The sequence below is a fragment of the Bacillus sp. FSL M8-0049 genome (assembly GCF_038593355.1).
Taxonomy (GTDB): Bacteria; Bacillota; Bacilli; order Bacillales; family Bacillaceae; genus Bacillus; species Bacillus safensis.
The window spans coordinates 3,612,494-3,626,646 of sequence record NZ_CP151986.1; the positions used below are offsets into that span (position 1 = coordinate 3,612,494).

Here is a 14,153-nt window from a genome sequence, read left to right on the forward strand (position 1 = left end):
TTTTCGGATGTCTTCTGCCTACTCAAACACATAGACACGTTTCAGGCCGCTCAAAAATGGCTATACATGAAACAAGTGACATTGTCATTGAAAAAGGAGGAAGCAGTATGAGTTCATTCAAATTAGGAGATAAAATGCCCAACTTTTCACTTCCAACAATACAGGGCGAACACATTGATTTCGACAAACATTTAGAGGAGCATCAAAGCTGGCACCTGATCGTTTTCTTTAGAGGATCTTGGTGCCCGGTATGTGTAGAAGAATTAAAAGAGCTTGAACAGCAGCAGTCATACTTTCAGGACAAGGATATTCACTTGATGGCGATTTCAACGGATAACCCTGATGACTTGAAGGCATTTGCGGATAAAGAGGGACTGTCCTTTCCGATCATGTATGACCATGATCTCACGTCATTAAAAGCATATGAAGTCCACTATCACGGGGAAGATGCCCCATATGAAGATCACGGGGTGCACGGTGAACCTGCTTATTTCTTATTAAATGAAAAAGGTCAAGTGCTCTATCAGCAAAGACAAACAAGTCCGTTTGGCAGACCGCATGCCAACGAACTACGTAAAATCATTCAGTACATCCGTAAAAATTTAAAAGGCCAATATAAAAGCCTGAAGTAAGGGAAAAGCCCTCGTGATGAGGGCTTTTTTATGAACGTTTTTTGTTAAATAGCCAGTCAGCGGAGAAAAAGACAAGGAGTCCCGCCATTAAAATGATAAAAGTAACCGGTGGTCTGTCACCTTGGAAAAACGCGTACAGCGCATGCCCTCCTAATGCCAGAAGATAAAAGACAAATGCCGGCACAGCAGCTTTATGTGCATTCGCTTGTTCTCTTTTCGTCATTTTTTTAAAAAACATTGTGCTCTCCCCTTTATGAAGCTTGTTTCATCGTCACCCGGCGAAGTGCCCGTGAACGGATATATTCCATTGGTCCAATTCTCCAAACCTTTAGGCAAACTGCTGAAATCGCGATTTGCAGAAGTGAAATCAACAGCCATGCCAATACAATAAGGGGCGCATTGATTTGACCGCCAAGACCCAATCCCCAGCTATAAAAAAGAATGGAACAGATGACATTTTGCAGGATGTAGCAGCTAAGCGCCATTTTCCCTACATATTCAAACCAAGTCCACATGAACCAAGACTCCTTGCGTGCGAGGAGCTTCGCAATGACAGCTATATAGAAAATAGAGAGAAATGGTGAAAAGGCGTAGCGAACCACAAATTCCACTAAATCGTTCGATACGAAAACTAGTGCATTCAGCGGCAGACCAATCCACAGTCCGATTCGGAACAATATTTTCCGGAGAGATTGCCCGCGTTCATTTGCATAAAATACACCGGCTCTCATCATCCGCACACCCAATAAAAACAGAAATGTGTTCATTGGAATAATAAAGACCGCTTCTTCTCGATACATGAAGAAGTATTGTAACCGTTCTTGAATCTGCGAGATCCATGTCTCTGGCAGCTGCTCTTCCAGCGCCGTTTCACCGCTTTGATCATCAGTCGCTGACTCCATTTCAGAGAGGGAGTACAGCATCAGACATGACATCACGAGCAGATGAATCACACCTGAGAAAACCATGCCCTTTTTGATGCGCCTGCTTCCTCCCCGTACAATGTAAGCCACAAGCAGCCCCGTAACGGCATAGCTCATGAGCACATCATATTCCATCACAAGCGTAAAATGGACAAAGCCTTCGATAAATAAAAATAAAAGAATCCACAAATAAGTACCCGGCCAAGGCATGTCCTTCCTTTTTGCCTGCTGGTATTTCAGCTCCAATCCAACACCAAACATGATCGTGAGCAGCGAGAGCATTTTTCCATAAACGAACATGGAGACAAGACTTTCTAGAAAACTGCCATTTTCATATTCATCCGCAATCTGATCTGTCGCAAAGGTATCCCCTGCATACGCAAAAAACCAGACGTTCGTTCCCAAGGTGCCTAGTATGGCAAAACCTCGTAAAATATCTAATAATCGTATTCTTTTTTCCACTAGAACGCTCCTTCCCTCCTATACAGTTATCATATTTTGGTAATGACCGGAAGTCCGTTCTAGTGAAATTAAGGAATATTTAAACAAAAAAACACCAGCAAAATGCGAGATTTTACTGGCGCTTCATCAATCTATTCTTATGGACGGTACACGCTGCGGACAACGTTCGTTTGTGAACGATCTGGTCCGACTGAGAAAATGGAAAGTGGAATACCTGTTAATTGTGAAATGCGCTCTAAATAATGGCGGGCATTTGCAGGCAGCTCACTTAAGTTCTTCACACCTGTAATATCCTCTGTCCATCCTGGCATTTCTTCGTAGACAGGCTCACATTTCGCTAATTCATTTAGGCTTGCTGGGAATTCCTCTGTGATTTCTCCATTCAATTTATAGGCGACACAGATTTTCAATTTTTCAATCCCTGTTAGTACATCAATTGAGTTAAGAGATAAATCTGTAATTCCGCTCACACGGCGTGCATGGCGGACAACAACGCTGTCAAACCAGCCGACACGGCGCGGGCGTCCAGTTGTCGTACCATATTCACGGCCAACCTCACGAATTTGATCGCCAATTTCATCATGGAGTTCTGTTGGGAATGGGCCATCTCCAACACGTGTTGTGTACGCTTTTGACACGCCGACTACATGTTGAATTTTCGTTGGTCCTACGCCAGAACCAATCGTCACGCCTCCAGCTACCGGGTTAGATGACGTCACAAATGGGTATGTCCCTTGATCGATATCAAGCATGACCCCTTGTGCTCCTTCAAATAGCACACGGCGGCCTTCATCTAGTGCATCATTCAAAACAACAGATGTGTCTACAACATATTTTTTCACTTGCTGGCCATATTCATAATACTCGTCTAAAATATCTTCAATCTTGAAGCCTTCTGTGTCATACATTTTCTCTAAGAGACGATTTTTCTCTTCTAGATTACGTGCAAGCTTCTCTTCAAATACTTCACGATCTAATAGATCTGCGACACGGATACCAACGCGGGCAGCTTTATCCATATAAGCTGGTCCGATTCCTTTTTTCGTCGTACCGATCTTATTAGCCCCTTTCCGCTCTTCTTCTACCTCGTCCAATTTTAAATGGTAAGGCAGAATAACATGGGCTCTATTGCTGATTCTGAGGTTATCTGTACTCACATTCCGTTCGTGAAGATACGCAAGCTCAGTGACCAACGCTTTAGGATCAACCACCATTCCATTACCGATGACACAAGTTTTCTCTTTATAAAAAATACCGGATGGAATGAGGTGTAGCTTGTATGTCACTCCATCAAATTTGATCGTGTGACCTGCATTGTTTCCCCCTTGATAACGGGCAATCACCTCTGCATTTTCTGAAAGGAAATCGGTAATTTTCCCTTTCCCTTCGTCACCCCACTGCGTACCTACTACGACTACTGAAGACATATCGTGCACCTCCGTTAACCTTTCAAAACGTTATCTCTTTCAAACACATTTATTTTATCAATGCACAACGAAAAAGTCAACGCGAAATCCGAACATTAATATCTTGAAATCAAATTTTGTTCGTTTTAAATATAAAGAAAAGCGCTTTAATCACTTTTCCAGTGCTTAAAAATGGAGATTTTGAGCAAAAACAACTTTTTACCGTTTCCAGCTGTTCATCAACATAAAAAAGACCCCCAACAATGGGCGTCTTTTTTAAACAGGTGTAATACCATCTGTGTTCATCAGCACAACTCGATACCCATCTGGGTCTTCAATGGTTGCTCCTCCCCGGTCCCAGTATGGATTCGTAGAGGTGACATGGCGTCCGCCAAATGAGAGCAATCTCTCTTTCATTTGCTGAAATTCTTCTGCATCTGGAATATAGAAAACAAGCAGCTGTTCTGGATGCGGGACGGGCAGGCTGTCTTCTTCTTCATGTTTGGTGATTTCTAAATGAACATGCTGGTGAGGCAGCCCGAGCATCACACCATCGTACCCTTCATGCCGATCAAATGAGCCTATTCGTTTGAGCCCTAAGCCTTCTTCATAAAAGGAAACAACCTCTTTCATGTTGACGGTTGGGCGTGCGATACGTAATTGAGCGGCTTCAAACTGTTGAAATTTCATCAGTCTTCACTCCTTTTCTCCTTTTAGTATACGCTCTCTCTTTTTCTCTCTCCTCCTCATTTTGATTGTTTTTTCAATCATTCTTTCGATGTAGATCAACCAAAAAAGCCCAGCTTCTTGAGCTGGGCTTTAAGCACCGGGCGGAACACCCGCATCATCAAATCTTCTTTCCAGATTGACGAATTTGTTATATTCTTTGACGAACGCCAGTGATACTGTACCAACTGGACCGTTACGCTGTTTGGCAATAATGATTTCGATAATGTTCTTATTCTCTGATTCTTTGTCATAGTAATCATCACGATAAAGGAATGCCACGATATCGGCATCCTGCTCGATACTTCCTGATTCACGAATATCAGACATCATCGGACGTTTGTCCTGGCGCTGCTCTACCCCACGGGAAAGCTGAGACAAGGCAATAACCGGAACTTCAAGCTCCCTTGCCAGCGATTTTAATGCCCTAGAGATTTCAGAAACCTCCTGCTGACGGTTATCGCTTGATCGCCCGCTCCCTTGAATGAGCTGCAAGTAGTCAATCAGGATCATGCCAAGACCATTTTCTTGCTTCAATCGGCGGCATTTCGAGCGAATTTCACTTACTCTGATTCCAGGTGTATCGTCAATGAAAATTCCGCTGTTTGACAGCGAGCCCATCGCCATTGTCAGCTTGCCCCAGTCCTCTTCTGTCAGATTACCGGTTCTTAGGTTTTGTGCATTGATATTCCCCTCTGCACAAAGCATACGCATAACGAGCTGCTCAGCACCCATCTCTAAACTAAAGATGGCGACACTTTCATCCGTTTTGGTCGCGACATTTTGGGCAATGTTCAATGCGAAGGCGGTTTTCCCTACTGATGGACGGGCCGCTACAATGATTAAATCATTTCGCTGGAATCCAGCTGTCATCCGGTCAAGCTCAGAGAAACCTGTTGGAATCCCTGTGATATCGCCTTTACGGTTATGAAGCTGTTCAATATTATCGTATGTTTGAACAAGAACGTCCTTAATGTTTTGAAAGGCTCCTGAGTTTTTACGCTGCGCCACTTCCATAATGGTCTTTTCAGCATCGCTCAACAGGTCCTCTACTTCATCCTCACGTGTGTATCCATCTTGTGCAATGGTTGTCGCCGTACGGATCAGACGTCTTAAAATGGATTTTTCTTCTACAATTTTTGCATAGTATTCAATGTTTGCGGCAGTTGGGACAGAGTTCGCAATATCGGTTAAATACGAGATCCCGCCTACCTCTTCTAGTAAATCTGTATTGGCAAGCTCAGATGTCACCGTGACAAGATCGACCGGTTCTCCTCTATCGCCAAGTACAAGCATCGCATTGTAAATCTTTTGATGCGACATTCTATAGAAATCCTCTGGAATTAATACCTCAGAAGCGAGCGTTAGCGCAGATGGTTCTAAAAAAACAGCACCTAATACGGCCTGCTCGGCTTCTATATTTTGCGGCGGCAGCCGGTCATCGAGAAGTTCCGTCATGCCAAGCACCGTCCTTTCATAAAAAAATACGCTACTCATCATTTTAACATTTTCATCAATAAAAAAGTGAAAAACATCGACTATAGTCAAAATTACCATGTTGATATTTTGTGCAAACCAGCGCATTTCAATAGAAAAGACTCTGTAACATCAATTGTTATAGAGTCTTTCGTTATCGCTAATGGAATTTGGATTTGTTGCCGTTCACACATGTAATCGACGCTCCAACATGGCATGTTCGGGTGCATTTTTCTAATCTATCGCTTTCTTAACCCCATAATTCACTTTTTGCCCAATGTCTTGTAAAGAATCGTTTTGATAACCAATAGATAACACCAAATCTGGAATGGAATCAAACCCGTTTTTCGCTAGATCAAATAGCTGTGCACCATAATGTGAAGCGGCAATGCGCGCATTTTCTGCTGTATATGGATTTTTAAGAAGTTCTTCTTTGTATAGATCAAAAATATTCGTTCCGTTATCCGTTACAAATTGACCATTTACAATGCTTAAATCCTTTAAATTGTAGCCTGTGACCGTTTTGATTTGATTAACAAGATGGAACTTTGCCAGAGAATCCGGTGTGAATTGAGTAGAATCATCATTTCTGCTTTTCATGATATGGAAAAATAATTCTCTTGTATTGTTGGTTGTATTTAATAAGTCTTCTATTTGTTTCATCAGCGATTCGTCTTTTGAACCACTTACCACTAATTTAAAATTGTTCGGGTCAATGGTAAAAGTGAGATTTGTGTTTTTAGGAATGGATATCCCGTTTTTAGAGAATAAATCTTGTAATTGTTCGTTCACTTTTTGGCGATTGAGTATTTTCTTTTCTACACTTTCTTGGGTAGGGTCATACCGTTTTTCATTACGAAAGGCGGCATCATTAGAATTAAAATGTCCTCCTGTTCCACTATTAGCCCATCCAATTTCAATAGAGTAAGCCGCCTCTCTTTCCGGTTTAGTTAAATCATTTCTGAAATAAGGGGAGTTTGGATTTCGATACTTATCAAATATATGACCATGAGGATCTTTGAATCGTTTATTTTGTTCATTTATTTTTTGGTATTTTTCATCTAAAATTTTCATTCTTCTATCAGCTTCGGTCATCACCTCGTTTGTACTTTTAATAGCTGATTGATCTTTAGAGTCTATTCGGTTCTGATTGTTTGAAGCAACTGCCGTGTATGACGAGTTAATATTCATTTTGATTCTCCTTTTTTAAAAAAATAGTGATTATTAAATATATCGGCAATTCAGTTAAAATTTGTTAGTTTCGATCCGATATAGTAATTATTACAAGGAGGGTTAAAATATGACAAATACTATCTTCAAACGTTTTTTGTTACCTGCATTGGTATTCGTGCTTGTTACTAGTTTTTTTGCACCTAATTCAGCAGAAGCAGCGATTACGGGGAATAACAGCCCTAACACAGCAAGCTCAATGGGCTATTGGAAAAATAGTCGCCCAGATACAACAATCTTACCTGAAGGTGAAAATGAAGCGTATTATCAGTTTACGATCAATAAAGGTGAAAGAGTTTATGTCAGAAGTTCGTATAATAAGCAATATACAGGGATGAAAATCGAGGTGTATAATTCGAAAAGTTCAGATGAAAGAAGTAGGGTGATTAACCCTGATTCAATTACGCCGTTTATTTTTGCCAATACTGATGAAGTTACTTCAACTTCAGAAACTTATTTTGTGAAAGTAACTCGTGGCACATATACAGGAAATATGTATTTTACTGTATCCATTCAAGATCGAATTAAATCTGGAAATAGTACATTCAACTTTACGGGGACCGCTACCAACCTGGGGAATACTTCTTTGAATTTTTTAGGAGTTGATTCTTCTATCATTACAATGGATTTAACGAACAATTCTTCTATCCCTAAAAATGCAATCGTTAAATCGATTTCAACAACTAGTACCCAATCGCCTAACCAAGGAAATGTCACACACAAACTGATGGCTGATGAAAACAAGATTTGGAACGAATCCGTTTTTTCATCTGCAACAAGTGGTTCTTACCGTATTTCTCTGGAAGATCAATTAAGAGTGGCTCAAAAATGGAGCTTTAAGTACAACGCAAAGGCTACTGCGAGATCTACTATGAGCAATGTCAAAGCCGATATTCGTTACGAATATGATGTCACAGATGGATTCTAATTGAATGGTGTTTACAGACATGTACACCAATTGATCAAAAAGTAAGGGGACATCCCTTACTTTTTTCATTTCCGCATTTTTGATGCTATATGATATTTGGCCAACTTTAAAACAGCACCGTCCTTTCATAAGAAATACGCTGCTCATAAAAAGTGAAGGTGTTAATGGTGGTTTTGCTTGAGGGCGTGTTGAAAGAGGAGGATGGTGATCATATCGGTGGCCCGCTGGTATAAATCCCATTGTTCATAGGCCGCAAATGTCATCCGTATTTCATGTAATGATTGCTTCATTTCATGATATTCTTCCACTGTAAACGAATTTTTCAATTTGAGCTGATGTTCAAGCAGTTTCAGCCTTAGCTTTCCTAATGGAGTTTTCATTCTGCCTACATTCCCTTCGATCTCATCTTCCTTAGAAAATTGTATATGAATTTACGCATGAGATTGAATAAGTTGTGAGATATGCTCACCAGCTTTTCGAAAAATTCTCCTCTTTTTTCCTAAAAATACAAGAAGGTCTATAGACTTATTTTTCCTCAAAATGATTTCAAGAAGAAAAACCTATATATATTCCTGAATCAAACAGAAGAAAATGGTAAATATCCCGTGACGGTCAAGGTCTTTTGGCATTTCTCCTCTTTTTAAATGACTCAGTCCGGCATTCCCTATTTCCATTCATTTGGTAGTTATTTAGTCCTTTATTTTCCGAAAATTTAGATCAAATTATCAATTACACCATTTAATGAACATTTGACTTCATAATTGATAACCATTATCATTTGATTTGCTTGCGTGATAATTGAGAATCATTTTCATTTGAAGGGACCATTCTTCAATCTCTACACTCATCCTATATCCGCAAGCCTGCTTTTATCAGCATATGAGAGTCAATTTGAGGAAGGGGATTTTTTACACATGTCCAAACGCCCTGAAGGAATGGGTACTGAGGATTCTCTTTTCGGAGAAAGCCGTCCTTTTTTTATACCCGGGACGGAGCAACTGGATATCACAGCACACCCATACAGACTTTTTATATTTAAACCGAATACTACTCCTCCAGCGGCTGGTTTTCCAGTCATGTACGTGCTTGATGGGAATTCACTTTTTGGCACAATGGTCGAAGCCATTCGTTTACAGTCAAGAAGACCCGAAAAAACAGGTGTTGTACCTGCCATCATTGTTGGAATTGGCTATCAGACAGAAGCGCCCTATCATCCGCTCAGGCATTATGATCTCACTCTAACCGGCCCTGACGCTTCCATTGGTGGCAAAAGAAAGGATTTCTCCACCCATACATATGGCGGAGCCTCTGCGTTCTTTTCTTTTTTAGAAAAGATTGTAAAGCCTTATATCGAGCAGCGCTTTCCGATCAACCAGAGTCGTCAAACACTATTTGGGCACTCTCTTGGCGGACTTTTTGTATTACACACACTATTTGAGCACCCTGATGCTTATCAAACATATATTGCAGGCAGTCCTTCTATCCACTGGAACAAAAAATTATTTCTAGAAAAAGAACACCAATTCACCAGCCATATACGTCAGATGCCTATGGATGTCAGGCTGCTTGTAGGTGTAGGTGAGTTAGAAAAACATCATCCGTGTCAAATGAATGATCATGCAAATTCACTAGCAAATCGTATGCTGCCCTTATCCCCATATGGCTTGCATACAGCCTATCACGAATTCCCTAAAGAAGGACATACGTCCGTTTTACCGGTGCTGATGAATGACGCTTTTCGATTTGCACTCTATCATGATGATCCTTTCACAACCACAGACATGAAGGAAAGGCAGTGAACACATGAAACACAGTGGTCTATCTCAAAAGGTTGTCCTTATCACAGGCGCAGGACAGGGTATTGGACAAGCAGTCGCAAAAAGACTAGCCGAAGAAGGTGCGATTATTGCAGCAGTTGACGTAAAAGAAGATCAGCTGCAAAGCACCGTCCAGCAAATGAAGGATGAAGGCATACGTGCCTTTGCCTATCCAGGTGACATTACCGATCAAGCATCTGTTCAGCACATGGTCGATCAAATTGAAAAGCAGCTTGGCCCCATTTATTTACTGGTCAATGTAGCAGGCATTCTTCGAATGGGTTCTATTGACCAGCTTAGTGCAGATGACTGGCAACAAACTTTCGCAGTCAACACACATGGTGTCTTTTACGTATCTCAAGCTGTCTCCAAATACATGATAAAAAGGTCAGAAGGGGTCATTGTGACCGTCAGCTCTAACGCAGGTGCCATTCCTAGAATGAATATGGCTGCCTATGCCGCTTCAAAAGCAGCAGCCACTTCATTTACAAAAACGCTTGGATTAGAACTGGCTGCCTATGGAATCAGGTGCAACGTCGTCTCTCCTGGGTCTACCGCAACGCCTATGCAATGGGCTTTATGGCCTGATAAACAAGGAGAAAATCAGGTGATTAAAGGTTCACTAGAGACGTATAAAACCGGTATTCCTTTACAAAAAATCGCTGATCCTCAAAATATCGCTGATGCAGTCATTTTCTTTGCATCTGAGCAATCCAGTCATATTACGATGCAGAATCTCACGATCGATGGCGGCGCAACACTCGGAATCTAGCATTTCATTAAAAGGAGGCTTTTTCATGAAACATCCATTATTGTCGTCCGAAGAAAAAGTACAATTGCTTCAAGACTATCAGCCAGGTGCTTTTTTCCTTGCTTCCCCTAAACGCACAATACTTGCCGAAGGGATTTTCCAGCATATTGAAACCAATCAGCTAAATGAACTATCCACAAGGGTAGCGCACGTATTTGAAGATGCCAAACAAGCTGGAATTCAAACACCGATTGTGGCTGGTGCTGTCCCGTTTGATCCGGCGCAGCCCGTTCGTTTAAATGTACCATTCCATGTACAGTTTAGTGATCCACTCGAATTTCAACAAGGTGATGAGGAGTCAGAAGCGGCATCGCCATCCTATGAGGTGACACCTGTCCCTTCTCCTGAAGTCTACATGAATGGTGTGAACGAAGGGTTAGCTAAAATTGAAAAAGGAGAGCTTAGCAAAATCGTCATTTCTCGATCTCTCCATCTCAAATCAAATCAAGACATTCCTACGAAAACAATACTCGAACGACTGGCTCGTCATAATACGACTGGCTATACGTTTGCTGCAAATGTAGCTGATCCGAAGGCTTCCCAAAAGCGCACACTTCTTGGGGCAAGCCCTGAGCTGCTCCTTTCTAAAACCGGTTCATCTGTGATTTCCAATCCACTCGCTGGTTCCCGGCCGCGCAGTTCAGATCCAGTAGAAGACCAGCGCCGCCGCGATGAACTCCTTACCTCAGCGAAGGATTTACACGAGCACGCAGTGGTTGTTGAAGCTGTCACTAAAGCGCTTACTCCATACTGTCATACACTAGATGTGCCTGCATCACCATCCGTCATTCAAACAGAAACGATGTGGCATTTATCTACTGTGGTCAAAGGTGACTTAATAGATTCCAGTGTGTCCTCAATTGATTTGGCACTTAGCCTTCATCCAACACCCGCAGTATGCGGCACACCTACAGCAGATGCACGTGAAGCCATTCATGCGATTGAACCCTTCGATCGAGGATTTTTCACAGGAATGATCGGTTGGGCAGATGCAAATGGTGATGGTGATTGGATTGTCACCATTCGTTGTGCAGAAGCTGAGGGTCATTCTCTCCGTCTCTTTGCTGGTGCAGGAGTGGTCAAAGGATCAAAGGCAGAAGAAGAGCTAGCTGAAACATCTGCAAAATTCAACACGATGCTTCACGCGATGGGCATCCATCAGTGATAAAAATAAATAGGAGATGACAAAAACATGTTTGTTCAACCACCTACATGGCCAGAAGAATTTGCAAAACGCTACCGTGAAAACGGCTGTTGGCGTGGGGAAACCTTTGGCGGTATGCTTCGTGAACGCGCCGCATCGTTAGGAAATAAAACAGCCATTACATACGCTGATACGCACATAAGCTACCAAGAACTTGATCAGCGCGTCAGCAGTCTTGCTGCCGGTTTTCATCAGCTTGGAATTCAGAAAGGAAGTCGAGTTGTCGTACAGCTTCCTAACATTCCTGCTTTTTTCGAAGTCATTTTTGCTTTATTTCGAATCGGTGCTTTACCCGTCTTCTCGCTGCCATCTCATAGAAGCAGTGAAATCACTTATTTTATTGAGTTTGCCGAAGCAGACGCATATGTCATACCAGATATCGATGGCGGCTTTGATTATCGATCACTCGCACGTCAAGTGAAAGAAAAGCTTCCCTCATTACCTCATGTCATTGTTGCAGGGGAAGCTGAGGAATTCCTTGACTTGGATGATCTGCGCAAGGACCCAGCACTCGATCCTCAAATTCATGTAGAGCCAAGCGATATTGCGTTTCTTCAGTTATCTGGAGGCAGCACAGGCCTTTCTAAGCTGATTCCTCGCACGCATGATGACTATATTTATAGTCTTTGGAAAAGCAATGAGGTGTGCGAGCTCACACAAGAAAGTGTGTATCTAGCTGCACTTCCAGTTGCGCACAACTATCCATTAAGCTCGCCTGGCGTCCTTGGGACGTTATACGCAGGCGGAAGAGTCGTTCTTGCACCTGGATCAAGCCCTGATGTCGTCTTTCCACTCATTGAAAAAGAACGGGCGACCATTACCGCTGTCGTTCCACCAATTGCATTGATTTGGCTAGAGGCCGCTCCTCATCGGTCAGATGACTTATCGAGTCTTGAAGTCTTACAAGTCGGTGGTGCTAAATTCAGTGCTGAGGCAGCAAAACGAGTGATGCCTACACTTGGATGTAAGTTACAGCAAGTTTTTGGCATGGCAGAAGGTCTGGTCAACTATACCAGATTAGATGATCCTGAACATGTCATTATTCATACACAAGGACGCCCAATGTCTGAATATGATGAGGTACTAGTGGTAGATGATGAGGACAAGCCCGTCCCGCATGAAGTGGCTGGACATCTTTTAACAAGAGGACCTTATACGATTCGCGGCTACTATAAAGCCGATGAACAAAACAAAAAAGCATTTACACCCGATGGCTTTTACAGAACAGGTGACATCGTGCGAATAACCAAAGAAGGAAATGTTGTTGTAGAAGGCAGAGACAAGGATCAAATCAATCGTGGCGGCGAAAAAGTTGCCGCTGAAGAAGTTGAAAATCATTTACTTGCGCATCCTGACATTCATGATGCCGCCATGGTGTCTATGCCCGATCCATTTCTTGGCGAACGCTCATGTGCCTTTGTTATCGCGAAAGGAAACAACAAACCAGCACCGCACGTCTTAAAATCATTTCTAAGAGAACGCGGGCTCGCAGCCTTTAAAATTCCCGACCGCATTGAATGGATCGATGCATTCCCGCAAACAGGTGTAGGCAAAGTCAGTAAAAAAGCATTAAGAGAATTAGCTGCAACCCATACTGCCAACGTATAAAAAAGAGGAGTGAAAACCATGGCAATCCCTACTATTCCTGCATATCCAATGCCAAGCACACAAGATTTACCCGAAAATAAAGTGAACTGGATACCAGATCCGAAACGTGCTGTTCTGCTAATACATGACATGCAGCAATATTTTTTAAATGCATTTCAACAAGATACATCACCGATCACAGAGTTAGTGCAGCATATTCAACAATTACGTGATACATGCAATGAACTTGGAATCCCCGTCGTCTATACAGCGCAACCTGGTGACCAAGACCCGAAGGATCGTGCCTTATTAACAGATTTTTGGGGACCTGGACTTGGTGATGATGAAGCATTGACAAAAATCATTGATCAGCTTGCTCCATCTGAGGCAGATACAATGCTGACAAAATGGCGTTATAGCGCATTCAAGAAATCTAATTTTTTGGATATCCTTCAAGAAGGCGGGCGTGATCAACTAATCATTACTGGCGTATATGCACATATTGGCTGTATGCTGACAGCCGCAGAAGCATTCATGCTCGATATTGAAACCTTTTTTGTCGCCGATGCCGTCGCTGACTTTTCACTGAAACATCACAAAATGGCCATGACCTATGCAGCTGAACGCTGTGCAGTCACCACAACGACAAACCAAATCATCAGTCGTTTAACAGGACAAGAAACAAACAGTGATGATTTATCCTTTGAGACCATCGTTCACCAAGTAGCTGAGTATCTCCAAATCGAGCCAAATGAAATACCACTTGATGAGAATCTCGTCTACCTTGGGCTTGATTCTATTAGAATGATGAGCCTAGCGGAAAAGTGGAGGCAGCAAGGATCGACAGTCAATTTCGTTGAGCTTGCAGCAAATCCAACGCTCGCTCATTGGCGGACTCTTCTTTTCCCAGAAAAACAGCCATCTATCCCAAATATCGATTACTTGTAAAGG

General features: G+C 42.2%; 14 protein-coding genes. 7 read left to right on the plus strand and 7 right to left on the minus strand.

The genetic code is table 11. From position 1 onward, the window contains the following. The first annotated feature begins 107 nt into the window (after positions 1–107). Positions 108–632: a peroxiredoxin family protein gene (locus NSU13_RS18625; protein ID WP_034283595.1), complete on the plus strand. Its 525-nt coding sequence runs from the start codon at positions 108–110 to the stop codon at positions 630–632. A 28-nt stretch (positions 633–660) separates the two neighbouring features. On the opposite strand, the gene NSU13_RS18630 is transcribed toward NSU13_RS18625, so the two are convergent. The 6 genes from NSU13_RS18630 to NSU13_RS18655 all read right to left on the minus strand — a co-directional run bounded on the left by NSU13_RS18630 (position 661) and on the right by NSU13_RS18655 (position 6,816). Continuing rightward, positions 661–870: a hypothetical protein gene (locus NSU13_RS18630; protein ID WP_024427623.1), complete on the minus strand. Its 210-nt coding sequence runs from the start codon at positions 868–870 to the stop codon at positions 661–663. Positions 871–883: 13 nt separating this feature from the next. Next, a complete protein-coding gene (locus NSU13_RS18635; protein ID WP_144496500.1) occupies positions 884–2,017 on the minus strand; it encodes a DUF418 domain-containing protein in 1,134 nt (377 codons plus the stop codon). A 137-nt stretch (positions 2,018–2,154) separates the two neighbouring features. Continuing rightward, positions 2,155–3,444, minus strand: coding sequence for an adenylosuccinate synthase (locus tag NSU13_RS18640; RefSeq protein ID WP_024424032.1), 1,290 nt, complete (start codon positions 3,442–3,444; stop codon positions 2,155–2,157). 255 nt (positions 3,445–3,699) lie between these two features. Next, positions 3,700–4,113, minus strand: coding sequence for a VOC family protein (locus NSU13_RS18645; RefSeq protein WP_065215020.1), 414 nt, complete (start codon positions 4,111–4,113; stop codon positions 3,700–3,702). A gap of 129 nt (positions 4,114–4,242) precedes the next feature. Beyond that, positions 4,243–5,607, minus strand: a complete 1,365-nt coding sequence (dnaB, locus tag NSU13_RS18650; protein ID WP_003214779.1) for a replicative DNA helicase — start codon at positions 5,605–5,607, stop codon at positions 4,243–4,245. A gap of 252 nt (positions 5,608–5,859) precedes the next feature. Further along, positions 5,860–6,816, minus strand: coding sequence for a DUF4885 family protein (locus NSU13_RS18655; RefSeq protein WP_342489727.1), 957 nt, complete (start codon positions 6,814–6,816; stop codon positions 5,860–5,862). A 109-nt stretch (positions 6,817–6,925) separates the two neighbouring features. On the opposite strand from NSU13_RS18655, the gene NSU13_RS18660 reads away from it, so the two are divergent. After that, positions 6,926–7,783, plus strand: a complete 858-nt coding sequence (locus NSU13_RS18660; protein ID WP_041118427.1) for a hypothetical protein — start codon at positions 6,926–6,928, stop codon at positions 7,781–7,783. A 161-nt stretch (positions 7,784–7,944) separates the two neighbouring features. On the opposite strand, the gene NSU13_RS18665 is transcribed toward NSU13_RS18660, so the two are convergent. Then, positions 7,945–8,163 (minus strand): hypothetical protein, encoded by a 219-nt coding sequence (locus NSU13_RS18665; RefSeq protein ID WP_101677473.1) that lies wholly within the window; start codon positions 8,161–8,163, stop codon positions 7,945–7,947. 534 nt (positions 8,164–8,697) lie between these two features. Between NSU13_RS18665 and NSU13_RS18670 the strand changes: the two genes are divergently transcribed. The 5 genes from NSU13_RS18670 to NSU13_RS18690 are packed head-to-tail and all read left to right on the plus strand — an operon-like array spanning position 8,698 to position 14,150. Further along, positions 8,698–9,582: an alpha/beta hydrolase-fold protein gene (locus NSU13_RS18670; protein WP_268456247.1), complete on the plus strand. Its 885-nt coding sequence runs from the start codon at positions 8,698–8,700 to the stop codon at positions 9,580–9,582. A 4-nt stretch (positions 9,583–9,586) separates the two neighbouring features. Beyond that, complete coding sequence (locus NSU13_RS18675) at positions 9,587–10,372, plus strand: 2,3-dihydro-2,3-dihydroxybenzoate dehydrogenase (protein ID WP_342489728.1); 786 nt, start codon at positions 9,587–9,589, stop codon at positions 10,370–10,372. 25 nt (positions 10,373–10,397) lie between these two features. Further along, positions 10,398–11,576: an isochorismate synthase DhbC gene (gene dhbC / locus NSU13_RS18680; RefSeq protein WP_342489729.1), complete on the plus strand. Its 1,179-nt coding sequence runs from the start codon at positions 10,398–10,400 to the stop codon at positions 11,574–11,576. Between the two features lie 27 nt (positions 11,577–11,603). Further along, entirely contained in the window at positions 11,604–13,223 is a 1,620-nt protein-coding gene (locus NSU13_RS18685; protein WP_081125210.1) for a (2,3-dihydroxybenzoyl)adenylate synthase, read from the plus strand. Positions 13,224–13,241: 18 nt separating this feature from the next. Continuing rightward, positions 13,242–14,150 (plus strand): isochorismatase family protein, encoded by a 909-nt coding sequence (locus tag NSU13_RS18690; RefSeq protein ID WP_046312580.1) that lies wholly within the window; start codon positions 13,242–13,244, stop codon positions 14,148–14,150. Positions 14,151–14,153: the final 3 nt, after the last annotated feature.